Source organism: Streptacidiphilus melanogenes (assembly GCF_000787835.1).
GTDB classification, from domain to species: Bacteria; Actinomycetota; Actinomycetes; order Streptomycetales; family Streptomycetaceae; genus Streptacidiphilus; species Streptacidiphilus melanogenes.
The window spans coordinates 1-24,095 of the sequence record NZ_BBPP01000071.1 but is presented as its reverse complement, the minus strand read 5'-3'; the positions used below and the strand labels follow the sequence as shown (position 1 = coordinate 24,095).

Annotated in this window: 22 protein-coding genes and 1 pseudogene; 14 read left to right on the top strand and 9 right to left on the bottom strand. The window is 71.2% G+C overall.

Annotated elements, in window-relative coordinates; translation table 11 throughout:
* The 4 genes from TR49_RS37455 to TR49_RS37440 all read left to right on the top strand — a co-directional run.
* On the top strand, window positions 1-1,369 hold a 1,369-nt coding region (locus TR49_RS37455), incomplete at its 5' end, for a YifB family Mg chelatase-like AAA ATPase (RefSeq protein ID WP_042390451.1).
* Window positions 1,370-1,704: 335 nt separating this feature from the next.
* Window positions 1,705-2,877, top strand: a complete 1,173-nt coding sequence (gene dprA / locus TR49_RS37450) for a DNA-processing protein DprA (RefSeq protein ID WP_084725813.1) — start codon at window positions 1,705-1,707, stop codon at window positions 2,875-2,877.
* An 84-nt stretch (window positions 2,878-2,961) separates the two neighbouring features.
* A complete protein-coding gene (whiG, locus tag TR49_RS37445; protein WP_042390448.1) occupies window positions 2,962-3,789 on the top strand; it encodes an RNA polymerase sigma factor WhiG in 828 nt (275 codons plus the stop codon).
* A 42-nt stretch (window positions 3,790-3,831) separates the two neighbouring features.
* Window positions 3,832-4,464, top strand: a complete 633-nt coding sequence (locus TR49_RS37440) for a TetR/AcrR family transcriptional regulator (RefSeq protein ID WP_042390445.1) — start codon at window positions 3,832-3,834, stop codon at window positions 4,462-4,464.
* Window positions 4,465-4,511: 47 nt separating this feature from the next.
* Here the strand turns inward: TR49_RS37440 and TR49_RS42205 are convergent.
* A pseudogene (locus TR49_RS42205) lies at window positions 4,512-4,889 on the bottom strand (peptidoglycan DD-metalloendopeptidase family protein); the annotation flags it as partial.
* Window positions 4,890-5,327: 438 nt separating this feature from the next.
* Here TR49_RS42205 and rpsB point away from each other — a divergent pair.
* The 7 genes from rpsB to rlmN all read left to right on the top strand — a co-directional run bounded on the left by rpsB (window position 5,328) and on the right by rlmN (window position 12,027).
* The gene (gene rpsB, locus TR49_RS37435; RefSeq protein ID WP_042390444.1) at window positions 5,328-6,236 is read left to right on the top strand and encodes a 30S ribosomal protein S2; all 909 of its coding nucleotides are present in this window, start codon (window positions 5,328-5,330) and stop codon (window positions 6,234-6,236) included.
* Between the two features lie 135 nt (window positions 6,237-6,371).
* On the top strand, window positions 6,372-7,205 hold the full coding sequence (gene tsf, locus TR49_RS37430) for a translation elongation factor Ts (RefSeq protein WP_042390441.1): 834 nt from the start codon (window positions 6,372-6,374) through the stop codon (window positions 7,203-7,205).
* A 217-nt stretch (window positions 7,206-7,422) separates the two neighbouring features.
* Entirely contained in the window at window positions 7,423-8,172 is a 750-nt protein-coding gene (pyrH, locus tag TR49_RS37425; protein ID WP_042390439.1) for a UMP kinase, read from the top strand.
* A gap of 117 nt (window positions 8,173-8,289) precedes the next feature.
* Window positions 8,290-8,847, top strand: coding sequence for a ribosome recycling factor (frr, locus tag TR49_RS37420; RefSeq protein ID WP_042390437.1), 558 nt, complete (start codon window positions 8,290-8,292; stop codon window positions 8,845-8,847).
* 359 nt (window positions 8,848-9,206) lie between these two features.
* The gene (locus tag TR49_RS42200) at window positions 9,207-10,193 is read left to right on the top strand and encodes a phosphatidate cytidylyltransferase (RefSeq protein WP_439654165.1); all 987 of its coding nucleotides are present in this window, start codon (window positions 9,207-9,209) and stop codon (window positions 10,191-10,193) included.
* An 89-nt stretch (window positions 10,194-10,282) separates the two neighbouring features.
* Complete coding sequence (locus TR49_RS37410) at window positions 10,283-10,636, top strand: DUF805 domain-containing protein (protein WP_042390435.1); 354 nt, start codon at window positions 10,283-10,285, stop codon at window positions 10,634-10,636.
* A gap of 257 nt (window positions 10,637-10,893) precedes the next feature.
* Window positions 10,894-12,027 (top strand): dual-specificity RNA methyltransferase RlmN, encoded by a 1,134-nt coding sequence (gene rlmN / locus TR49_RS37405; RefSeq protein WP_042390434.1) that lies wholly within the window; start codon window positions 10,894-10,896, stop codon window positions 12,025-12,027.
* A gap of 95 nt (window positions 12,028-12,122) precedes the next feature.
* On the opposite strand, the gene TR49_RS37400 is transcribed toward rlmN, so the two are convergent.
* From TR49_RS37400 to TR49_RS37380, 5 genes are all read right to left on the bottom strand, one after another.
* Entirely contained in the window at window positions 12,123-12,452 is a 330-nt protein-coding gene (locus TR49_RS37400) for a hypothetical protein (protein WP_042390431.1), read from the bottom strand.
* A 65-nt stretch (window positions 12,453-12,517) separates the two neighbouring features.
* A complete protein-coding gene (locus tag TR49_RS37395; RefSeq protein WP_042390429.1) occupies window positions 12,518-13,648 on the bottom strand; it encodes a hypothetical protein in 1,131 nt (376 codons plus the stop codon).
* Window positions 13,630-14,382, bottom strand: coding sequence for an ABC transporter ATP-binding protein (locus TR49_RS37390; protein ID WP_042390426.1), 753 nt, complete (start codon window positions 14,380-14,382; stop codon window positions 13,630-13,632). The genes TR49_RS37395 and TR49_RS37390 overlap by 19 nt, the downstream gene beginning before the upstream one ends.
* Window positions 14,383-14,588: 206 nt before the next feature.
* A complete protein-coding gene (locus TR49_RS37385) occupies window positions 14,589-15,968 on the bottom strand; it encodes an aspartate aminotransferase family protein (protein ID WP_042390424.1) in 1,380 nt (459 codons plus the stop codon).
* Window positions 15,965-16,438 carry an Lrp/AsnC family transcriptional regulator gene (locus TR49_RS37380; RefSeq protein ID WP_042390422.1) on the bottom strand — a complete coding sequence of 158 codons (474 nt, stop codon included), beginning with the start codon at window positions 16,436-16,438 and terminating at the stop codon, window positions 15,965-15,967. The genes TR49_RS37385 and TR49_RS37380 overlap by 4 nt, the downstream gene beginning before the upstream one ends.
* A 176-nt stretch (window positions 16,439-16,614) precedes the next feature.
* Between TR49_RS37380 and TR49_RS37375 the strand changes: the two genes are divergently transcribed.
* Entirely contained in the window at window positions 16,615-18,051 is a 1,437-nt protein-coding gene (locus tag TR49_RS37375) for a gamma-aminobutyraldehyde dehydrogenase (RefSeq protein ID WP_042390420.1), read from the top strand.
* Window positions 18,052-18,103: 52 nt separating this feature from the next.
* Here the strand turns inward: TR49_RS37375 and TR49_RS37370 are convergent, their stop codons facing one another.
* The 3 genes from TR49_RS37370 to TR49_RS37360 all read right to left on the bottom strand — a co-directional run bounded on the left by TR49_RS37370 (window position 18,104) and on the right by TR49_RS37360 (window position 20,863).
* Window positions 18,104-18,541, bottom strand: a complete 438-nt coding sequence (locus TR49_RS37370) for an Lrp/AsnC family transcriptional regulator (protein WP_042390454.1) — start codon at window positions 18,539-18,541, stop codon at window positions 18,104-18,106.
* A 5-nt stretch (window positions 18,542-18,546) separates the two neighbouring features.
* Window positions 18,547-19,125: a DUF4240 domain-containing protein gene (locus tag TR49_RS37365; RefSeq protein WP_042390418.1), complete on the bottom strand. Its 579-nt coding sequence runs from the start codon at window positions 19,123-19,125 to the stop codon at window positions 18,547-18,549.
* Between the two features lie 73 nt (window positions 19,126-19,198).
* Window positions 19,199-20,863 (bottom strand): PucR family transcriptional regulator, encoded by a 1,665-nt coding sequence (locus tag TR49_RS37360; protein WP_042390416.1) that lies wholly within the window; start codon window positions 20,861-20,863, stop codon window positions 19,199-19,201.
* 216 nt (window positions 20,864-21,079) lie between these two features.
* Between TR49_RS37360 and TR49_RS37355 the strand changes: the two genes are divergently transcribed.
* Entirely contained in the window at window positions 21,080-22,609 is a 1,530-nt protein-coding gene (locus TR49_RS37355) for a gamma-aminobutyraldehyde dehydrogenase (protein WP_042390414.1), read from the top strand.
* A gap of 95 nt (window positions 22,610-22,704) precedes the next feature.
* A partial coding sequence (locus tag TR49_RS37350; RefSeq protein WP_042390412.1) for an NAD(P)/FAD-dependent oxidoreductase occupies window positions 22,705-24,095 on the top strand: 1,391 nt, incomplete at its 3' end.

The following is a 24,095-nucleotide window of genomic DNA, read 5'->3' as shown; positions in this document are numbered from 1 at the left end:
CGCCATCGCCTGCGCCGTCCTTGCGGCGTGCGAGCGGCTCAAGCCGGAGTCGATCGAACGGCTGCTGCTCGTCGGCGAGCTAGGCCTCGACGGTCGGGCGCGGCCCGTCCGCGGGGTGCTCCCCGCCGTCCTGGCCGCCGCCGACGCGGGCTACGCCAAGGTCGCCGTCGCCCAGGCCACCGCACCCGAGGCCGCGCTGGTCCCGGGCGTCGAGGTGCTGGCCGTCCGTTCGCTGCGCCAGCTGATCGCGCTGCTGTGCGGTGAGCCGGAGCCGGAGGAGCCACCGGAGCAGCTCTTCGCCTCCGGTCCCGATCCCGCCCTCGCCGGGCTCTCGCTGCCCGGGCTGGGCGTCCGGCACGCGGATGCGGCAGCGGGCTGGCGCAAGGACCTCGCCGACGTTGCGGGCCAGTGCGAGGCCCGCCACGCGCTGGAGCTCGCGGCGGCCGGCGCCCACCACCTCTTCCTGAAGGGCCCTCCGGGAGCCGGCAAGACGATGCTGGCCGAGCGCCTGCCGGGCATCCTGCCGCCGCTCGGCCAGAAGGAGGCGCTGGAGGTCACGGCCATCCACTCCATCGCCGGCCTCCTCCCGCCCGGCCGACCGCTGGTCCAGCGCCCGCCGTACTGCGCGCCGCACCACAGCACGACGATGCCCGCGATCGTCGGCGGGGGCAGCGGTCTGCCCCGCCCCGGCGCGGCCTCGCTCGCCCATCGTGGCGTGCTCTTCCTCGACGAGGCGCCGGAGTTCAGCGTCCGCGTGCTCGACGCGCTGCGGCAGCCGCTGGAGGCCGGTGAGGTGCTCGTCGCCCGCTCGGCGGGCTCGCTGCGGCTGCCCGCCCGGTTCCTGCTGCTCCTCGCGGCCAACCCCTGTCCCTGCGGCCGCTGGTCGCGGCGCGGCGACGCCTGCGAGTGCACCCCGACGATGGTGACGCGCTATCAGGCCCGCCTGAGCGGACCGCTGCTGGACCGGGTCGACCTCCGCGTCGAGGTCGACGCGGTGAGCCGCACGGCGCTGCTGCGGCAGCGGGACGCACCCGCCGAGTCCAGCGCGGTCGTCGCCGCCCGCGTCGTGGCCGCCCGCGAACGCGCAGCCGCGAGGTACGCGGACGCCCCCTGGTGTCTCAACGGCGAGGTCCCCGGTCACGAGCTGCGCACCCGCTACCCCCTCGGCCCCGAGGCGCTGCGGGACGCGGAACGTGAGATGGAGCGTGGCTTCCTCACCGCCCGCGGCCTCGACCGCGTCCTGCGCGTCGCCTGGACGGCCGCCGACCTCGCCGGCTCCGACCGCCCCCAGCGTGAACACGTCCACGCCGCCCTCGCCCTGCGCGGCGCCGCCTTCCGCTCCGCGTCGCCGTCCGACCCCTGCTTCTGACTTCTGACGACACGCCCCGCCCACCCCTCCGACCGGTCCCGTGCCGCGCCTCGTCCAGAAGCGATGCGTCGGCACGGGACCACCCACCCCAAAGCCCGCGGCCGTGGGCCTGCGGGACCCCGCCTGCGGCCACCCGCCCGCGGATCGCCGCCCCGGGCTCCGCACAGGAGTCCGGTGGACCGTCGCCGCGCAGCGGCACGCCCGCACCGGCGGGGCGCACGGCTTTTGGCCGTTGGCCCGGCCCGCGCCGAAGGCAGTCCCGCCCTCCCCGGCGTGGTGCCGGAGGCGGACCGAGCGTCCTTCCCCCACCTGCCTCAGCTCACCGGGAGCCCTCCATGAACGAACCTGAAACCGAACCCTTCGACACCCACGACACCCACGACGCCGACGACACCCCCGACGCCCACGACGGCGGGCTGCTGCCCGAGCGGGAGCGGGTGCTGTGGGCCGCGCTGGGGCGGATCGTCGAGCCCGGGGACGAGCGGGCCGGGGAGCTGATCGACGAGTGGGGGCCCGAGGAGGCGCTCGCGCGCCTCACCCGGGCGCTGCCCGCAGGGGTCGCGGCGCCGGACGGGGCGCGTGAGATCGCGCACGGCGCGCTGATCGGGGCGCGGCTGATCTGCCGGGGGGAGGCCGGCTGGCCGACCCAGCTGGACGACCTGGGGTCGGTGCGGCCGGTCGCACTGTGGGTGCGCGGGCGGGCCTCGCTGCGCGTGCTGGCCGTGCGGTCGGTCGCCGTCGTCGGCGCGCGGGCCTGCACGGGGTACGGGCAGCGGCTCGCCGCGGACCTGTCCGTGAGCCTGACCGAACGCGGTTGGACGGTGTGCTCCGGCGCGGCCTACGGCATCGACGCCGCCGCGCACCGCGGCGCGCTCGTCGTCGGCGGGCCGACCGTCGGAGTCCTCGCCTGCGGCGTGGACCAGGTGTATCCGCGCGCCAACGAGCAACTGCTGCGCCGCATCGCCGAGCAGGGCCTGCTGCTCAGCGAACTCCCGCTCGGGGCCCACCCCAACCGGCCGAGGTTCCTGCAGCGCAACCGCATCATCGCGGCGCTCACCCGCGGCACCGTCGTCATCGAGGCGGCCCGCCGCAGCGGCTCGCTCAACACCGCCCGCTGGGCGGGCGATCTGTGCCGCCAGGTGATGGCCACGCCCGGCCCGGCCACCAGTTCGCTCTCCGCCGGCACACACGAACTGATCCGCCGCGGCGCGGTGCTGGTCGCCGACGCGGGTGAAGTCGTCGAACAGGTGGGCGGGATTGGAACGGATCTCGCGGCCACGCCGGAGGGGCGCGAACGCCTGCGAGACGCGCTGGCTCCCGAGACTCTGCGCGTGCTCGAATCGCTGCCCGCGTCGACACGCGGCGGAAGCGTGGAATCCCTGGTCCAGCGCTGTCTGCTGGGCCCGGACGTGGTGCTGCGGCGGCTCTACGAACTCCTGTCCCTCGGTCTGGTCGAACGCCTCGGGGCGCACTGGAGGCTGAATCCAGCGTGCAAGGGGACTTCATAGCGCTCAGAAAGCACGCCGTCACGCTACGCTCACATCCGTTCCGTTGAATGGCCCAATGGATCGGTAGAACGGCTCAAGCGACGCATGCCCAGGTACGCCAGCTCCCCTGCGGGGGAACCCCGCAGCATCCCCGGACCCCGCAGTGCGCGGGTGCGTACGGTGGACGAGCTCTGGCGCGCCTACAAGCACTCGGCCGACCCGCGGCTGCGGGAGCAGCTGATCCTGCACTACTCACCGCTGGTGAAGTACGTGGCAGGCCGCGTCAGCGTCGGTCTGCCGGCCAACGTGGAGCAGGCGGACTTCGTCTCGTCCGGCATCTTCGGCCTGATCGACGCCATCGAGAAGTTCGACCCCGAGCGGGCGATCAAGTTCGAGACGTACGCCATCAGCCGGATCCGCGGCGCGATCATCGACGAACTGCGCGCGCTGGACTGGATCCCGCGGTCCATCCGCCAGAAGGCGCGCGCCGTGGAGCGCGCCTACGCCACCCTCGAGGTCAGCCTGCGCCGCACGCCGGGCGACTCGGAGGTCGCGGCCGAGATGGGCATCCAGATCGAGGAGCTCCACGGCATCTTCAGTCAGCTCTCCCTGGCGAACGTCGTCGCCCTCGACGAGCTGCTGCACGCGTCGGGGGAGAGCGGCGAGGTGCGCGGCAGCCTCGTCGACACCCTGGTCGACACCACCGCCGACGACCCGGAGGAGGTCGCCGAGAACCGCGAGGTCCGGCGTCTTCTGGCCCGTGCCATCAACACCCTCCCCGACCGGGAGAAGACGGTGGTGAGCCTGTACTACTACGAGGGCTTCACCCTGGCGGAGATCGGCAACGTGCTCGGCGTGACCGAGAGCCGGGTCAGCCAGATCCACACCAAGGCGGTGCTGCAGTTGCGGGCCAAGCTCTCCGACGCCCGCTGAGTCCGTCCGCCGCTCTCAGGGACGCGCAGTAGTCTGGGCCCCGTGCCGAGAATCCGAGCTGCCTCCGTCGTCGAGCACCGCAGGCTTCAGCACGACGCGCTGCTCGCCGCCGCCCGCGAGCTGCTCGCCGAGGGCGGGATGGAGGCGCTGACCTTCCCCAACCTTGCTGCGCGGACCGGTCTGGCGCGCTCCTCGGTCTACGAGTACTTCAAGTCCCGCGGCGCGGTCGTCGAGGCGCTGTGCGCCGTGGACCTGCCGGTCTGGGCGGCGGAGGTCGCCGACGCGGTGCGCACGGTGGAGACCCCCGTCGAGCGCGTCGAGGCCTACGTCAGGGCGCAGCTCGCGCTCGTCGGCGACGCCCGCCACCGCGCCCTGGCGACGCTGTCCGCCCTGGAGCTGGACGAGGGCGCGCGGGAACGCATCCGGGCGGCGCACGGGCTTCTGGTGGGGCCGCTGGTCGACGCGCTCACCGAGCTCGGGCACCCGCGGCCCACGCTCGCGGCGCAGCTGCTCCAGGGCACCGTCGAGGCCGCCGCGAAGCGTCTGGCCCTGTGCGAGGCGGCCGACGAGAAGCCGGAGGCGGTCGTCGACGCGGCGGTGTCCCTGGTGCTGGACGGGGTCAGCGGGAGCAGCCGCGCCCGACCGGGCGCGACCAGGGCCAGCGGGTCGAGGTAGTGCCGGCCGCGCAGCAGTCCCCAGTGCAGGCAGCTGACCGGGCAGTGGCCGCCCTGGGCCGCCAGCGTCCCGAGCACCGTTCCGGCCCCGACCGCGTCGCCGACGGCGACCTTCGCCTCCACGGGCTCGAAGGTGGTCCGCAGCGGCGGGGCCCCCGTCCCGGTCAGCTCGACCGAGACCACCGGCTTACCGGCGATCACCCCCACGTACGAGACGACCCCGGCCCGTACCGAGCGGATCGGCAGCCCGACCGCCGCCGCGAGGTCCACCCCGCGGTGGCCGGCCGCCCACCGCACCGGCGGCGGAGCGAACCGCCGTAGCACGTCCGCGAGCGTCCCGCCCGTCGGCAGCGGTCGGACCCGGACGCCCCAGAGCTGTCCGCCGGGAGCCGCGTGCGCCCGCCCCGGAGGGCCGAGGGCCGCCATCGCGAGCCAGAGCAGCACCCCGACCACGAGCAACACCCGCCGTCCGCCGGGAAGCGGCGGCAGTGGGGGCGGAGGGGCGAACGCGGGAGCGGGCGTGGTGTGCGTCATGCCCGCACTCTCTCCCCCCGCGCGGACAACCCCGGTCCCGTCCGGTCGAGTTGTGGACAACCTAGGCCCTGTGGAAAAGCTTGCCACCCCTTCGGGTGAGCCGGTGTTCCGGGCGCAGGTCGCCCGGCGTCCGGCGCGTCCCGTACACTTCTTTCGCGACCCGGCGTGCCGGGTCGACTTCGCACGCCCCGCGCCGGTCCTCCGGCGCAGTGCCGCTCGGTCCTCGGCGAGCCCCTCGTGGGAGCCACAGGAACCGGCACGAAGCAGGGCGTCAGGCGCCTCGGCCACCGGCCGCGGCGGAACAACCGAGCAACCTCAAGGAGCACGGCCATGGCCGTCGTCACGATGCGGGAGCTGCTGGAGAGCGGCGTCCACTTCGGTCACCAGACCCGTCGTTGGAACCCGAAGATGAAGCGCTTCATCTTCACGGAGCGCAACGGCATCTACATCATCGACCTGCTGCAGTCGCTGAACTACATCGACCGCGCGTACGAGTTCGTCAAGGAGACGGTCGCCCACGGCGGCTCCGTCCTCTTCGTCGGCACCAAGAAGCAGGCCCAGGAGGCCATCGCCGAGCAGGCCGGTCGCGTGGGCATGCCCTACGTCAACCAGCGCTGGCTCGGCGGCATGCTGACCAACTTCTCCACCGTCTACAAGCGTCTGCAGCGCCTCAAGGAGCTCAGCGAGATCGACTTCACGGACGTGGCCGGCTCCGGCCTCACCAAGAAGGAGCTCCTCGTCCTGCAGCGCGAGTACGAGAAGCTGGAGAAGACCCTCGGCGGTATCCGCGACATGCAGCGCGTGCCGTCCGCGGTGTGGGTCGTCGACACCAAGAAGGAGCACATCGCCGTCGGCGAGGCTCGCAAGCTGAACATCCCGGTCGTCGCGATCCTCGACACCAACTGTGACCCGGACGAGGTCGACTACAAGATCCCGGGCAACGACGACGCCATCCGCTCGGTCACCCTGCTGACCCGCGTGGTCGCCGACGCCGTCGCCGAGGGTCTGATCGCCCGCTCCGGTGCCGCCAAGGCCGACGCCAAGCCGGCCGAGTCCGGTGCGGACCAGCCGCTGGCCGAGTGGGAGCTCGAGCAGCTCGCCGGCGCCGAGAAGAAGGCCGACGAGGCCGAGGTCCAGACCTCCGCCGAGACCGAGAAGGTCGCCGACGCCGAGGCCACCGAGGCCCCCGCGGCCACCGAGGCCGCCGAGGCCCCCGCGGCCGAGGCCGAGCAGGCCTGACCCGCCTGAACGCTTGACCGGGGAGGGGTACGGCGGCGATCGCCGACGTACCCCTTCCTTGTGTCGGATCGTGGGCCGAACCGCCCCGATTCTTCGCTCACTTCACAAGACAACGCGAGAAGAGACTCAGGAACCATGGCGAACTTTTCCGCCGCGGACGTCAAGAAGCTCCGCGAGCTCACCGGCGCCGGGATGATGGACTGCAAGAAGGCCCTGGACGAGAGCGAGGGCGACGTCGAGAAGGCTGTCGAGCTGCTCCGCATCAAGGGCCAGAAGGGTGTCGCCAAGCGTGAGGGCCGCGACGCCTCCAACGGCGCCGTCGTCTCCCTCGTCGAGGGCAGCTCCGGCGTCCTGGTCGAGCTGAACTGCGAGACCGACTTCGTCGCCAAGGGTGACAAGTTCGTGGCCGTCGCCAACGAGCTGGCCGCCTTCGTCGCCAAGAACTCCCCGGCCGACATCGACGCCGCCCTGGCTGCCGAGATCGAGCCCGGCAAGACCGTCCAGCAGTTCGTGGACGAGGCCAACGCGAGCCTGGGCGAGAAGATCGTCTTCCGTCGCTTCGCCCAGTTCACCGGCGGCAACTACGTCAACGTCTACATGCACCGCACCGACCCGGACCTGCCGCCGGCGATCGGTGTCATGGTCGAGCTGGACGCCGAGAACGAGGACATCGCCAAGGGCGTCGCGCAGCACATCGCCGCCTTCGGCCCGAACTACCTCTCCCGCGAGGAGATCCCGGCCGAGGTGCTCGACAACGAGCGCCGCATCGCCGAGGCCACCGCGCGCGAGGAGGGCAAGCCCGAGGCCGCCCTCCCGAAGATCGTCGAGGGTCGCGTCACCGGCTTCGTCAAGGAGAACGCGGTTCTGGAGCAGGCCTACGCCCGCGACAACAAGAAGACCGTCCAGAAGGTCCTGGACGAGGCCGGCGTCAAGCTGGTCCGCTTCGTCCGCTTCCGCGTCGGCGCCTGATCCACCGGATCGAGCAGCGGGGGCGGCTCCGGCCAGCCCCTACGATGTGAGTCGTGAGAACGACGAGGAGGCCACTGCCCTGCGGGTGACCGAACAGGTTCCGGCGGCAGTGGCCTCTTTCTCATATCCGTGCCCCCCATCCGGGGTATGCGCACAACCAGCACCGCAGCACCACCCGGCTGATGTCGACCAGGCTGTGCTTCACAAGGAGGAGCCGATGCAGATGACCGATGACGAGGGCACCACGCGTCGCCGCGTACTGCTCAAGCTTTCCGGCGAGGCCTTCGCCGGCGGGGGCGGCCTGGGCGTGGACCCGGACGTGGTGCACGCGATCGCCCGTGAGATCGCCACCGTGGTGCGAGGCGGCACCGAGGTGGCTGTGGTCATCGGCGGAGGGAACTTCTTCCGTGGCGCCGAGCTGCAGCAGCGCGGCATGGACCGGGCCCGTTCGGACTACATGGGCATGCTCGGCACCGTGATGAACTCGCTCGCGCTGCAGGACTTCCTGAACAAGGAGGGCATCGAGACGCGGGTGCAGACCGCGATCACGATGGGCCAGGTCGCCGAGCCCTACCTGCCGCTGCGGGCGGTGCGGCACCTGGAGAAGGGCCGCGTCGTGATCTTCGGCGCCGGTATGGGCATGCCCTACTTCTCCACCGACACCACGGCCGTCCAGCGCGCGCTGGAGATCCACGCCGAGGTGCTGCTGATGGGGAAGAACGGCGTGGACGGCGTGTACGACTCCGACCCGCGGGTCAACCCGGACGCCGTCAAGTTCGACGCCCTGGAATACTCCGAGGTGATCGCCCGGGATCTCAAGGTCGCCGATCTCACCGCGATCACGCTCTGCAAGGACAACGACCTGCCGATCCGCGTCTTCGAGCTGCTCAAGGAGGGCAATATCGCCCGAGCGGTTCGCAATGAGAAGATCGGGACGTTGATCAGTACGGACGCGCCCACCGCCTGAGGCGCCCGCTCCCGCGCGCGGGGGATGGACAACCGGGCGGCCTTGAGTGAACGTGCCCGGGAGAAGCGAAGTAGTTCCAGCAGTTCGAGACCGGGTTGCCCCGGACAGGAGCAGATTGTGATCGAAGAGACCCTCCTCGAGGCCGAGGAGAAGATGGAGAAGGCCGTCAGCGTCGCCAAGGACGACTTCGCCGCGATCCGCACCGGCCGTGCGCACCCCGCGATGTTCGCCAAGATCGTCGCCGAGTACTACGGCACGATGACCCCGATCAACCAGCTTGCCTCCTTCTCGGTGCCGGAGCCGCGGATGGCGGTCGTCTCGCCGTTCGACAAGAGCTCGCTCCGCGTGATCGAGGAGGCCATCCGCAACTCGGACCTCGGCGTCAACCCGAGCAACGACGGTTCGATCATCCGGGTGAACTTCCCGCAGCTCACCGAGGAGCGGCGCAAGGAGTACATCAAGGTCGCGCGCAACAAGGCGGAGGACTGCAAGATCTCCATCCGCAACGTCCGCCGCAAGGCCAAGGAGACCCTCGACAAGCTCGTCAAGGACGGCGAGGCGGGCGAGGACGAGGTCCGTCGCGCGGAGAAGGAGCTCGAGGACGTCACCAGCCGCTACGTCGCCCAGGTGGACGAGCTGCTCAAGCACAAGGAAGCCGAGCTGCTCGAGGTCTGATGAACGACGATTCCTTCTGGGGGCCCACTCTTGGAGACAGGGGTGCCGGGGCCCGCGCACAGGGCCACGGACTGCCGTCGGAGGGATTGGCGCCGGAGGGATCGGCGCCGCTCGGTGACGACCAGGCCACCACGCTGCTGCCGCCCGTGACCGACCACGGGGCGGCAGCAGGGCATGGCCGGCCTCCGTACGGTCCGCAACCCGGCTACGGACAGCAGCCGCAGCAGCCGTTCGGGCAGGCCGCCTACGGGCAGTACGGTCCGTCCGTGCCCGGCGGCCAGGTCCCGCCGGGCGCTCGGCCTCCGTACTCTCCGGAGTACGGCGGTGAGCAGTCGCAGGGTCTGCACGGGGACGCGGACATGGCGCACACTCAGTACATGCCTCCCGTCCCGCCGGCCCCCGAGCAGCAGCCCGGCGGCCCGGCCCAGGCCGCGCCCGGAGGCCTTGGCGCGCCCGGAAACGGTGCGCCGGGCGGCCCTGGCGTGCCCGGAAACGGTGCGCCCGCGCCCAAGGCGGCGGAGAAGTCCGCGCCCAAGGCCGGGCGTGACCTGAGGGCGGCCGTCGGCGTGGGCCTCGGCCTCGGCGCGGTGATCCTGGCCTCGCTCTTCGTGGTCAAGTGGCTCTTCGTCGGCGTGGTCGTGGCGGCGGTGAGCGTCGGCATGTGGGAGCTCACCACCCGGCTCACCGAGGCCAAGGGCATCCGCGTCCCGCTGATCCCGCTGCTGGTGGGCGGTGCGGCCATGGAGGTGGCCGCCTATCTCGGCGGCCCGGAGGCCGCGGTGGTGGCGCTGGCCCTGACCAGCCTCGCCGTGCTGGTCTGGCGTATGACGGAGCCGCCGGAGAACTACCTGCGGGACGTGACGGCCGGCATCTTCACGGCCTTCTACGTCCCCTTCCTGGCGACCTTCGTCATGCTGATGCTGGCCGCGCACGACGGTCCGCAGCGTGTCGCCCTCTTCCTGGTGCTGACCATCTGCAGCGACACCGGCGCTTACGCGGCGGGCTCGCGCTTCGGCAAGCACAAGCTCGCCCCGCGGATCAGCCCCGGCAAGACCCGCGAGGGCCTGGCCGGCGGCGTGCTGCTCTGCATGATCGCCGGCGCGGCGGGCATGCAGTTGATGATCACCGACGGCAGCTGGTGGCAGGGCCTGGTCCTCGGCGCGTGCGTCGCGGTCTCCGCGACGCTGGGCGACCTCGGCGAGTCGATGATCAAGCGCGATCTCGGCATCAAGGACATGGGAACGCTCCTCCCCGGCCACGGCGGAATCATGGACCGCCTGGACTCGCTCCTGCCGACCGCCCCAGTGGTCTGGCTGGTTCTGGTCGGGTTTGTCGGGGCGGGCTGAGAAACACTTCGAAAACTGTCTTGACCAGGGAGTTTCACGGGTCCTAGGTTCTCGGCTTGCTCGCTTCGACAAGCCCTGGGAGGGGACCCGTGAACTGGTACATCGCCGTTCTCAAGAACTACGTCGGATTCAGTGGTAGAGCGCGCCGCCAGGAGTTCTGGTGGTTCACTTTGATCAACGTCGTCGTCGAGGTCGTGCTCTACCTCGTGGACAACGCGATCGGCTCGCAGATCCTCGGTGGCATCTACGGCCTCGCGATCCTGCTGCCCGCGATCGCGGTCGCCGTCCGACGGCTCCACGACACCGGCCGCAGCGCCTGGTGGCTGCTGCTGTACTTCACCTGCATCGGCTGGATCGTCCTGCTGGTCTTCTGGATCCTCGAGGGGAACCAGGGGCAGAACAAGTACGGCGACGACCCGAAGCTCGTCCCGGCCCAGGTCTGACCCTCGGCCCTCCCGCAGGCCCCGCCCTCCCGGCGGGGCCTGCGGCGTTTCGGCCCCGCCGGAGAGAGCACGAAGGCCCACAGGGCCTGCGCGTTGCCAGTACGGCAGCAAGCAGACCTTCGAGATCGGAACCGACTGGCCTTCCGCCCGACACTCCCGCAGCCACGCAGCCCCGTTCGGTCCACCTTCCAGAACGGGGTGGCCCCTGGGGTCGCCCAACGGGGAACGGTTCTCCCATCTGAGACACTGGGTGAATCATGCCTAAGCCACTTCCGGGTGAACTCACCTTCGTCGCGCCCCGCGGGGCCAAGCCGCCGCGTCATCTTGCCGACCTCTCCGTCGCGGAGCGGAAGGAGGCGGTCGTCGCTCTCGGCGAGAAGCCGTTCCGGGCGGACCAGCTGTCGCGTCAGTACTTCGGGCGGCTCGCCGCGAAGCCGGACGAGTGGACGGACATCCCCGCAGGGTCCCGGGAGAAGCTCGCCGAGGCGATGCTGCCGGAGCTGATGACGGAGGTGCGGCACGTCTCCTGCGACGACGACACCACCCGCAAGACGCTGTGGAAGCTCTTCGACGGGGTGCTGGTCGAGTCGGTGCTGATGAAGTACCCGGACCGGGTGACGATGTGCATCAGCTCGCAGGCCGGCTGCGGCATGAACTGCCCGTTCTGCGCCACCGGCCAGGCCGGGCTGACCCGGAACCTCTCCACGGCGGAGATCGTCGAGCAGATCGCCGCGGGCATGCGCGCGATCAAGGCCGGCGACTTCGGCGGCGAGCAGGCCGGCGAGGACGGCGAGGCGCGCGCGGTGCGGCTGTCCAACGTGGTCTTCATGGGCATGGGTGAGCCGCTGGCCAACTACAAGCGCGTCATCGCGGCCATCCGCCGTCTGACCGAGCCGGCCCCGGCCGGCTTCGGGCTGTCGCAGCGCGGCATCACCGTCTCCACGGTCGGTCTCGTCCCCGCGATCAACAGGCTCGCCGAGGAGCGGCTCAGCGTCCGCCTGGCGGTCTCCCTGCATGCGCCGGACGACGAGCTGCGAGACGAGCTGGTGCCGGTCAACACCCGGTGGAAGGTCGCCGAGGTCCTGGACGCCGCGTGGGACTACGCCGCGCAGTCCAGCCGACGCGTCTCCATCGAGTACGCGCTGATCAAGGACATCAACGACCAGGCCTGGCGGGCGGACCTGCTGGGGCGGCTGCTCAAGAGCCGCAACGCGCACGTCAACCTGATCCCGCTGAACCCCACCCCGGGCTCCAAGTGGACGGCCTCCCGCCCGGAGGACGAGCGCGAGTTCGTCCGCCGTCTCCAGTCCCACGGCGTGCCGGTCACCGTCCGCGACACCCGCGGCCAGGAGATCGACGGCGCCTGCGGCCAGCTGGCCGCCGCGGGCTGAGCCCCGCCGTCACCCGTCGACGGGTGGCCTGACCGAGTGACCTGACAGAGTGACCCTGCGACGAGCCGGCTCGGTGACGAGCCGGCTCCGCGTTTTCAGGGCGCGCAGGACCAGGTGAGCCGGCTCGCGGCCGGCAGGCCGGCGCGCTCGGCCCAGAGCACGCGTTCGCGGATCTCGCGGCGGGTGCGGGGGCGGAAGCCCGGGCCGCCGCAGCAGGACTTGTGGAAGCCGATGCCCGCGTTCAGCAGCAGCGTGAGCGTCCGCCAGGCGGCCGTGTCGCGGCGTGCGGGAGCGGCGAAGGCCGAGCCGGCGTGGAGCAGCTGCCCGCCGCACTCGGGGCAGAGCCGGGTACGCGCACGGTCGAACGGCTGCTTGTACGAGCGGCGGCAGGCAAGGCAGACGTAGGACGTCTTTCCGGCGGGCATGCGGTCAGCCTACGGACGGGTGCGCTCCCGCCCAAGCGCGTTTCGCCGCTCCTGGGCCCCGTCGGTCACACGCCCAACGCCGCCCACGCGAGCAGGCCCGCGCCGGAGCCGGCGGCGAGGACGACGACGCCGGCGGCGGCGGTGCGCAGAGCGACGGAGCCCTGGAGGACGCTGGTCGGGGCGCCCATGCGGCGCAGGGGGCCGTAAGCGGCCCGGTGGGCGCCCGCGAGTTCGGCGAGGCGGGTGAGGAGCGCGCCGAGGACGCAGAGGGCGACGAGGCCCGCCTCGACCAGGGGCAGCGGTCCCAGGTGCCGGTGCTGGTCGGCGGCGTACTGGATCCAGGCGGCGGCGCCCATCGCGCCGACGACGGACAGGACGGCCAGCGGGGTGCCGAGGCGCCAGGCCTGGGCCTGGAGGCCGCGACCGGCGAGCAGGCGGGTGGCGCGCGGCCGGCCCCAGGCGAGGGCCTCGCCCGCTCCGTAGAGCAGGACCGGGACGGCGAGAGCGATACCCGCGGTCGCGATGAACCAGCCGACGGCCGCCGCCTCGGGGGCGTTCACCCGGACGGCCGTCACCACGATGAGCGTGCCGAGCGACGGCAGCCCGGCGGCGAGCGCGATCCGGCGCGCGGCGGGGCGGCGCTGCGGTTCGTCGGAGCCGTCGACGGGGACGACGTCCTGCGGCCGGACCGACGCGGCGGCGGCGAGGCCGCCGAGGACGGGGATGATCGCCAGCAGGGTCAGGGTGCCGGCGAAGGGCAGCGTGCCGTGGACGCCCAGGGCGTCGTCGAGGCGTCCGTCAGGGAGCAGCTCCAGGACGTGCGCGCGCAGCAGCAGGAAGCCGCCGAGCGTGAGGGCCGCGCCGAACGCGCAGGCCAGCGCCATCTCCCCGGCGAGCAGCAGCCGCATCCGCAGCGGCCCGACTCCGGCCGCGACCAGGCCCGCCATCCGCTCGGGCTGCTGCAGCGGCAGCGCGCGGGCCCAGGCGCCGGCCAGGTAGGCGACGCCGACCAGCGCGGGCAGGCACCACAGCAGGCGGTCGACGGACGGCCCGGCGGGGGCGGGTGCGGGCGTGGAGACGGCGCGGCCGAGCGCACGCAGCAGCAACGCGGCCACGACCGCGGAGGCCGCGCTGGTCAGGATCCAGCGCAGCAGGTCCAGCGCACGGTAACCGCGCGCTACACGGAGGTAGAACACGTAGAGGCGTCCTCTTCGAGCTCGCTCAGAGCGATGGCGTCCCGGGCGTCGACAGGTGTGGCGAGACGTCCGTCGGCCATCACCGCCACCCGGTTGGCATACCTGGCCACGCTCGCGTCATGCGTGGCCAGAATAAGGGTGATCTTGTGCGAGCGCGACGCCGTGAGCAGTATCCGCATGACCTGGTCCTGCGACTCGCGGTGCAGCGGGGCGGTGGGCTCGTCGGCGAAGACCACGGCGGGGTCCGCGGCCAGAGCGCGGGCGACGGCGATCCGCTGGCGCTGGTCCTGCAGCAGCTCGGCGGGGCGGCGCTTGGCGCAGTCGGCGACGTCGAGGCGCTCCAGCCATTCCGCGGCGGAGGTCGCGGCGATCTTGCGGGGGAGCCCCGCCAGCAGCATCGGCAGGGCGACGTTCTCGCGGGCGTTCAGCTCCGGCACCAGCTGCGGCTCGGGGCCCACATAGCCGAAGCGTTCGCGGCGCAGCCGCTCCCTGGCGGCTCGGCCGAGCGTGTGAACGGGGGAGCTGTTGAACCAGATCTCGCCCTCGTCCGCGGGCAGCATGCCGCTGAGCACGTCCAGCAGCGTGGTCTTGCCGCAGCCGCGCGGGCCGGCGACGGCGAGCACCTCGCCCTCCCGGACGTTGAGGGAGACGCCGCGCAGCGCAGGGGTGCCGTGGTGCGACTTGACCAGCGATCGTGCCCACAGCACGTCGTTGTCGGGTGGTGCGACGCTCACGGCTTCCTCCGCCTCTGTGAGTTGTGGCTCACAGATTATGAACGAGGAAAAGGTGTGGGGGTTGCGTGACGGTATTACGCGGCGTGTCGTCTTTATCACTCACACGAGTGAAGGAATCTCCGCGGGAGCACCGCAGGGCGGCCCCGGCCGGAGAAGCCGGAGCCGCCCTGTGGCGGAGGGTGGTGACGGAAAGTCAGGCGGAAGCCTCAGAGCTTCGTCCACGCCTCGGTGAGCACGTTGCGCAGGATCTGCTCGATCTCGTCGAACGTGGACTGGTCCGCGGTCAGCGGCGGCGAGAGCTGGATGACCGGGTCGCCACGGTCGTCGGCGCGGCAGTACAGGCCGTTCTCGAAGAGCGCCTTCGAGAGGAAGCCGTAGAGCACGCGCTCGCACTGCTCGTCGGTGAACGACTGCTTGGTGGCCTTGTCGGTCACCAGCTCGATGCCGTAGAAGAAGCCGTTGCCGCGGACGTCGCCGACGATCGGCAGGTCGTGCAGCTTCTGCAGCGTCGTGAGGAACGCGTTCTCGTTCTCCAGGACGTGCTTGTTCAGGCCCTCGCGCTCGAAGAGGTCGAGGTTGGCCAGGCCCACCGCGGAGGAGACCGGGTGGCCGCCGAAGGTGTAGCCGTGCAGGAAGGTGTTGTCCTGCTTGTAGAACGGCTCGGCCAGACGGTCGGAGATGATGCAGGCGCCGATCGGGGAGTAGCCCGAGGTCATGCCCTTGGCGCAGGTGATCATGTCCGGCACGTAGTCGAACTTGTCACAGGCGAACATCGTGCCGAGGCGGCCGAAGGCACAGATGGTCTCGTCCGAGACCAGCAGGACGTTGTACTGGTCGCAGATCTCGCGGACGCGCTGGAAGTACCCGGGCGGCGGCGGGAAGCAGCCACCGGCGTTCTGGACCGGCTCGAGGAAGACGGCGGCGACGGTCTCCGGGCCCTCGAACAGGATCTGCTGCTCGATCTGGTCGGCGCACCAGCGGCCGAAGGCCTCCGGGTCGTCGCCGAAGATCGGGGCGCGGTAGATATTGGTGTTCGGGACCTTGTGGGTGCCCGGGACCAGCGGCTCGAAGGGGGCCTTGAGGGCCGGCAGGCCGGTGATGGACAGGGCGCCCTGCGGGGTGCCGTGGTAGGCCACCGCGCGGGAGATCACCTTGTACTTGGTGGGCTCACCCGTGAGCTTGAAGTACTGCTTGGCCAGCTTCCAGGCGGTCTCGACGGCCTCGCCGCCACCGGTGGTGAAGAAGACCTTGTTCAGGTCGCCGGGGGCGTAGTTCGCGAGACGCTCGGCCAGCTCGATCGCCATCGGGTGCGCGTAGCTCCAGATGGGGAAGAAGGCGAGCTCCTCGGCCTGCTTCCGGGCGACCTCGGCCAGCTCCTTGCGGCCGTGACCGGCCTGCACGACGAACAGACCGGCGAGACCGTCGAGGTACTTGCGGCCGTTCGAGTCGTAGATGTAGGTGCCCTCGCCGCGAACGATCGTCGGCACCGGGTTCTTCTCGTACGACGACATGCGGGTGAAGTGCATCCACAGGTGGTCGTAGGCGGATTTGGACAGGTCCTTGTTGGCGACCGCGTCGGCGCTCATCGGGTACCCCAGGTGTAGGTCTGTTTCCGGAGTTTCAGGTAAACGAAACTCTCGGTCCTCCGCACGCCGGGAAGCGCGCGGATGCGCTTGTTGATCAGTTCGAGGAGGTGTTCGTCGTCCTCGCAGACCAGTTCGGCCATCAGGTCGAACGAGCCGGCGGTGACCACGACGTAGTCCACCTCGTCCATGGCCACCAGCGCGTCGGCGACGTCCTCCACGTCACCCTCGACGGTGATGCCCACCATCGCCTGTCGTGAGAAACCCACGGTGCGGGGATCCGTCACCGCCACGATCTGCATGACACCCTGGTCAAGCAGCTTCTGGACGCGCTGCCGCACCGCCGCTTCGGAGAGGCCGACGGCCTTTCCGATGGTCGCGTAGGCGCGGCGACCGTCCTCCTGAAGCTGTTCGATGATCGCTTTGGAGACGGAGTCGAGGGGAACATTGGCGTTCCGGTCGCGGTTGGCCACGAGGTCACCTTGCCTGATCGTTCGGATGTTCGCAAGTGATTCCGTTGCTGGAGCTTGATATCGATACTGAATCCATCGTCTTCGTCGCCCGGCCCTGTCGATAACCGCAGCACAGAGTTACCCTGGGCCCGACGACACCGACGTCGCCCAAGCAGAAGTCGAGAAGAGGTCCCGAAGTGAGCGAGCTTCTGAAGCTGCGCAACTACATCAACGGCGCGTTCACCGATGCGGCCGACGGCCGCACCACCGAGGTCATCGACCCGACGACGGGCGAGGTCTACGCCACCGCGCCGCTCTCGGCGCAGGCCGATGTCGACGCGGCCATGGCCGCCGCCGCTGCCGCGTTCGAGACGTGGCGGGACACCACCCCCTCGCAGCGCCAGCTCGCCCTGCTGAAGATCGCCGACGCGGTCGAGGCGCGGGCCGAGGAGCTCGTCGCCGTCGAGTCCAGGAACACCGGCAAGCCGATCGCGCTGACCGCATCGGAGGAGATTCCTCCGATGGTGGACCAGATTCGCTTCTTCGCCGGCGCCGCCCGCATGCTCGAGGGCAAGTCGGCCGGCGAGTACATGGACGGCATGACCTCGATCATCCGCCGCGAGCCGGTCGGTGTCTGCGCCCAGGTCGCGCCGTGGAACTACCCGATGATGATGGCCGTGTGGAAGTTCGCCCCTGCGATCGCCGCGGGCAACACCGTTGTGCTCAAGCCGTCGGACACCACCCCGGCCTCCACCGTGCTGCTCGCCGAGATCATCGGAGAGATCCTGCCCGCCGGTGTCTTCAACGTCGTCTGCGGCGACCGCGAGACCGGCCGCGCCATGGTCGAGCACGAGACCCCGGCGATGGCCTCCATCACTGGCTCGGTGCGCGCCGGCATGCAGGTCGCGGCCTCCGCGGCCAAGGACGTCAAGCGCGTCCACCTGGAGCTGGGCGGCAAGGCCCCGGTCGTCGTCTTCGAGGACGCCGACATCCCGGCCGCCGTCGAGGGCATCTCCGTCGCCGGCTACTTCAACGCCGGCCAGGACTGCACCGCCGCCACCCGCGTGCTGGTGCACGAGTCGATCCACGACGAGTTCGTGGCCCAGCTGGCCAAGGCCGCCGCGGAGACCAAGACCGGTCAGCCGGACGACGAGGACGTGCTCTACGGCCCGCTCAACAACGCCAACCAGCTCGCCCAGGTGACCGGCTTCATCGACCGCCTCCCGGCCCACGCCAAGGTCGAGGCCGGTGGCCACCGCGTCGGCGACAAGGGCTACTTCTACGCCCCGACCGTCGTCTCCGGCCTGAACCAGGACGACGAGATCATCCAGAACGAGGTCTTCGGCCCGGTCATCACCGTGCAGAAGTTCTCCGACGAGGCCGAGGCCGTCCGCAACGCCAACGGCGTCGAGTACGCGCTCGCCTCGTCCGTGTGGACCAAGGACCACGCGCGGGCGATGCGCATGGCCAAGCGCCTCGACTTCGGCGCCGTCTGGATCAACACCCACATCCCGCTGGTCGCCGAGATGCCGCACGGCGGTTTCAAGAAGTCCGGCTACGGCAAGGACCTCTCCTCCTACGGCTTCGAGGACTACACCCGGATCAAGCACGTCATGACCTCCATCGCGGAGTGACATCCTGACGGACCGAAGGGCCCGCGGCGCAGGCCGCGGGCCCTTCGCGCGTTCACACGTTCCAGGCGAACCGGTGGGTGTGGATGCCGAAGTACGGGAAGTTGTCCACGGCCGTCACGCCCTCGACCGGCCGGACCACGTCGTTGATGAAGTCCAGCAGCGCGCGCGGGTCCTGGCACACCACCTCGGCGAACAGGTCGTAGCCGCCCGATGTCAGCACCGAGTAGACGACCTCGTCCCGCCGGCCGAGCTCGTCCGCGACCGCCCGCGCGTCCCCGTCGACCCTGATGCCGAGCAGCGCCATCGCCTGCCCGCCCATCGCCATCGGGTCGGTCACCCCGACGACCTGCACCACCTTGGCGTCGATCAGCCGCTGCACCCGCTGCCGCGCGGCGGAGGGGGAGAGGCCCACCTTGGGGCCGAGGTCCGCGTAGGGGATCCGGCCGTCGCTCTGCAGCTCCCGCAGAATGGCCCGGTCGATGTCGTCCACGGGCACTAGCGTGCCAGGTCCCCCAGGAACAGTGCGGCGAGGTGGGGCAGGCGGCGGTGCAGCTCCGCGTCGTCGAAGGAGAACCGCTCGCCCATGTCCTCCGCCACGTCCGCGGCCGAGGCCGGGACCGCAGAACGCTCTGCGGCGTACGCGTCCCACGCCTCGTAGAAGTCGTCCTCGTCGCCGGTGAGCCGCTCGAACGCGTAGGCGGCCGCGTAGTTGACCAGCTCGTCGAAGACCGCGTCGTCGTCCGCGACGGCGGCGGCCGACACCTCCGGATGTTCCGCGAGGCTGTCGGGGGCCGCGGCCGCCCGCTCGTACCAGGCCTGCCCGAGGGCTATCACCCCGGCGCGGAAGTCGATGAAGCCGTCGTCGGAGCAGCCGCCGCCGATCAGGTAGCCGGCGGCCCACAGGTCCCACCGGTACAGCGCCGCGTGGAACTCCTCGAACCGCTCGTGGTACTGAAGGATCTCCCGGGGCGGACGGGCGGCGAGCACCTCGACGAGAGCCTCGGCGAAGGCGAGGCCCTCCCCGGCGCGCCCGCGCGCGGAGTCGATGATCCGCCAGAATTCGGTGGTGTCCATGCCCCGAAGCCTGGCACGCGGGTCTGACAGCGACCGGCGGCCCGGTGGCTGCGGCCCGGTGACTGCTGCCCGGTTACCGGCGGACCGCGTCCAGCGCCAGCAGGGCGACGTGGAGCGACAGGCAGGACTCGACCTGGTCCAGGTCCACGCCGAGCACCCGCTCCACCTTGTGCAGGCGGTCGTAGAAGGACGGGCGGGAGAGGTGGGCGGCGTCCGCCGCGGCGGACTTGTTGCGGCCCTGCTCCAGGTAGATGCGAAGCATCGCGATCAACTGGCTGTTGTGTTCCGCGTCGTAGGCCAGCAGCGGGCCCAACTCGCGTTCCACGTACGTCTGGAGCCTGGCGTCGTCGCGCAGCAGATGCAGCAGGCCGCGCAGGCGGACGTCCGGGAGGCGGTAGTAGGAGGCGGAGCGGGTGCCCGGCGCGCTGGGGGTGTCGTGCAGGGCGGCGTCGGCGACCTGCGTGGCCTCGACCAGGGTGCGGCGGGCGTCGCGGACCGAGCCCACCGAGGAGCCGACCGCGACGACCGGCTCGGGACCGTCCTCCTGCTCGGTGACCAGGCGTCGCAGCACCCCGGCGAAGCCGTCCAGCGCGGAGTGCTCGTCGTCCTTGGGGCCCAGCGAGACCAGCAGGCCGACGGCCTCGTCGTCGAGCGCGCCGACCAGCGCCGTCAGGCGCCGCTCGCGGACGGCGGCGGCCGCCGTCTCGGTGAAGTCGCGCAGGCGGGCCTGGGCCTCCAGCGCCGCAGGGAGCGGGCCGCGCCGCTGGCGCAGCACCACGCCGACCAGGCGTCGCCCCTCCAGCGGGACGCCGAGTGCGGACGCGCGCAGCGCCACGTCCGAGACGGTCAGCGCGTGGGTCAGGATGCCGGAGAGCAGGGTGCGATGCGTCTGCCGCTCCAGCGACTCGCGGTCGCGGACCATCAGCCGGTTCAGCGCCAGCGTCGCCGCCGCGCGCTCGACCAGCATGGTGTGCCGGTGCGAGGCCGCCTGCGGGACGGCGTCCTCCTGCGTCGATCCGGGCTTGCCGATGAGGACCAGCCGCCCCCAGTCGTGCCCGCGCGCGCCGACGGACGTCGTCAGCCAGCCCGAGCGCGGGTCGTGGCCGGTGCGGCCCTGTGGGCGCACGCCACGTGAACGCGACTCCCAACCGGCCAGCACCACCTGCGCGTTCTGGCCGGCTGTGTCGTAGGCGAGCACCTGGTGGGAGAGGTTCTCCAGCACCACCGGCGCGCCCGCCATCCGCGCCACCTCGCGCACGACCTCGACCGGCTCCGCGCCCTCGACCGCCAGTTCGTTGAAGGTCTGGTGGATCTCCTCCGACGAACGGAGCTCCTCCAGCTGGGCGTTGACGACCAGGGCGTGCACGGCCTCGGTCACCGCGACGAAGCGCAGCTCGCGCCGGAGCACGATCAGCGGCAGCCCGCGCTGCTCGGCGGCGTGCACCAGCGCGCGCGGCAGCGAGTCGAAGTAGCGCCGCCCGAACTCCACGACCAGCCCCGCCGCGCCGACGTCCGCGAGCTCCCGCACGTAGCGGGCGAGACCCTCACGGTCCTCGGGAAGCGCGATCCCGGTGGTCAGGATCAGCTCGCCGCCCTGCAGCATGTCGGCCACGTCGGCCAGCTCGCTGACGTGGACCCAGCGCACCGGGCGCTCCAGGTGCTGCGCCCCGGCCACGACCTCGGGGAGGCCGCGGCTGACCACGTCCAGCTCCAGGACGCGGGCGACGGTGGGGAACATAGGGGTCCTCGGGGCGGTGTGGGGCGAACGGGGGACGCCTCCATAGTGTCAGGCTCGGGCGACATTCCGGCAACGAGGTGTCGCCCGCCTTCTCTTTTGCACTGTGTGATGCTGGTGGTGATCCGCTTTGCAGACTGTCGCTTGCCCGCCCCTTCCCCGAGCAGGCATCGTCGCAGGACGGGCGTCCCGCCCGCATGCTCCCGAGGAGAGATATCCATGGACCGGACCATCGTCGGCGACCGCTTCGACGCCGGAGCCCAGTACATCGACGGCGCCCTGCGCAAGGGCACATCGGGAGACACCTTCGACGTCACCAGCCCCGCCGACGGCACCCTGGTGCAGCGCGTGGACCTGGCCTCCACGTCCGACGTCGACGCCGCCGTGGCGGCGGCCAAGCGCGCCTTCCCCGCGTGGTCGACCGCCACTCCGGCCGAGCGCAGCGCCGCGCTGACCAAGCTCGCCGCGATCCTGGAGGAGCGCGCCGAGGACTTCGCCCGCGTCGAGTCCGCGCAGACCGGCAAGCCGATCAAGCTCACCTCCGAGTTCGACGTACCGGGCACGATCGACAACACCGCCTTCTTCGCCGGCGCCGCGCGCAACCTGGAAGGCAAGGCCAGCGGCGAGTGGTCCGGCACGCACACCTCCTCGATCCGCCGTGAGGCGATCGGTGTGGTCGGCTCCATCGCGCCGTGGAACTACCCGCTGCAGATGGCCGCCTGGAAGATCCTCCCGGCCGTCGCCGCGGGCAACACGATCGTCCTCAAGCCGGCCGAGCTCACCCCGCTGACCTCGCTGATGTTCGCCCAGGCCTGCACCGACGCCGGCATCCCCGACGGCGTGGTCAACGTCGTCACCGGCAAGGGCCGCAGCGTCGGCGAGTACCTGATCGGCCACCCGGACGTCTCGATGGTCTCCTTCACCGGTTCCACCGGCGTCGGCACCCGCGTGGGCGAGATCGCCATCCAGACCGTCAAGCGCACCCACCTGGAGCTCGGCGGCAAGGCCCCCTTCGTGGTCTTCGACGACGCCGACCTGGAGGCGGCGATCAACGGCGCCGCCGCCGGCGCCCTGATCAACACCGGCCAGGACTGCACCGCCGCCACCCGCGCCTACGTCCAGCGCCCGCTCTTCGACGCCTTCGTGGCCGGTGCGGCGGAGATCTTCGAGTCGGTCCGCCTCGGCGACCCGTTCAACCCCCAGACCGACCTCGGCCCGCTCGTCTCCGAGCGCCAGCGCGACTCCGTGGCCGGTTTCGTCGAGCGCGCCCGCGGCTACGGCGCGACCATCGCGGCCGGCGGCTTCGCCCCCGAGAAGGGCCACGACGGCACCGACCTCACCCAGGGCGCCTACTACCGCCCGACGCTGGTCACCGACGTCAGCCAGGACGCCGAGATCGTCCAGCAGGAGCTCTTCGGCCCGGTCCTGGTCGTGCTGCCCTTCGACACCGACGACGAGGGCATCGAGCTGGCCAACGACACCCCCTACGGGCTCGCCGCCTCCGCGTGGACCACCAACACCTTCCGCGCCCTGCGCGCCACCCGCGAGATCCAGGCCGGGTGCGTGTGGGTCAACGACCACATTCCGATCATCAGCGAGATGCCCCACGGCGGCTACAAGGCCTCCGGCTACGGCAAGGACATGTCGCAGTACTCGCTCGACGAGTACACGCAGGTCAAGCACGTGATGCAGGACATCACCGCGCTGGCCCGCAAGGACTGGCACCGCACGATCTTCGGCGACCGCTGAGCTTTCAAGGCGGGCCACCGGTTCGCCGCTTCTCCCACCCTCTACGTCCCGAGCGGTAAGACAGACCGCCCGGGACCAAGAAAGCAGTGAGACCTATGGATCCGGCCCATTCGATCGCCGACGTCCAGTACACCCCCTTCTGGCTCACGGACCCCGCGAAGCCCGAGCCCGAGCCGGCCCTCGTCGGTGACACCCACTGTGACCTGCTGGTCGTCGGCGGCGGCTACACCGGTCTGTGGACTGCCCTGATCGCCAAGGAGCGCGACCCCTCCCTCGACGTCGTCCTGCTGGAGGGCAAGGAGGTCGGGTGGGCCGCCTCGGGCCGCAACGGCGGTTTCTGCGCGGCCAGCCTCACCCACGGATTCTTCAACGGCCTGGAGCGCTGGCCGAACGAGCTGCGCACCCTGGAGCGCCTCGGCCGGGAGAACCTCGACGAGATCGAGGCCGCGGTCAAGCGCTACGACATCGACTGCGACTGGGAGCGCACCGGCGAACTGGACGTGGCCACCGAGCCGCACCAGGTCGACGAGTTGCGCGAGGGCGCGGAGCAGATGCGCGAGTACGGCGTCGAGTCCGAGTTCCTCGACGCGGACGCGGTGCGGGCGGAGGTCAACTCGCCCACCTTCCTCGCGGGCCTGTGGCACCGCGACGACGTCGCCATGGTCCACCCGGCCAAGCTGGCCTGGGGCCTCAAGCGCGCCTGCAAGGACCTGGGCGTGCGCGTCTTCGAGCACTCCCCGGCGACCGACCTCGCCCCCAAGGGCGAGGGCATGGCGGCGAAGACTCCCTACGGCCGGGTCTTCGCCCGTCACGTCGCGCTCGGCACCAACATCTTCCCGAGCCTGGTCAAGCGGGTGCGGCCGTTCCTCGCGCCGGTCTACGACTACGCGCTGATGACGGAGCCGCTGACCGAGGAGCAGCTCGCCTCGATCGGCTGGAAGAACCGCCAGGGCCTCGGCGACTCCAACAACCAGTTCCACTACTTCCGGATCTCCGCCGACAACCGGATCCTGTGGGGCGGCTACGACGCGGTCTACCACTACGGCAGCAAGGTCCGCGACGAGTACGACCACCGCCCCGAGACCTACGTCAAGCTGGCCGAGCACTTCTTCGCCGCCTTCCCCCAGCTGGAGGGCCTGAAGTTCAGCCATGCCTGGGGTGGTGCCATCGACACCTGCAGCCGCTTCTCCGCGTTCTTCGGCACCGCCCACAAGGGCCGCGTCTCCTACGCGCTGGGGTACACCGGCCTGGGCGTCGGCGCGACCCGTTTCGGCGCCGAGGTCATGCTCGACCTGCTCGCGGGCCGGCAGACCGAGCGCACCGAGCTGGAGATGGTCAAGCACAAGCCGCTGCCTTTCCCGCCCGAACCGGTGAAGTGGATGGGCATCGAGATGACCCGCTGGTCCCTCGACCGCGCCGACCACAACGCCGGCAAGCGCAACCTGTGGCTGAAGACCATGGACGCGCTGGGCCTCGGCTTCGACAG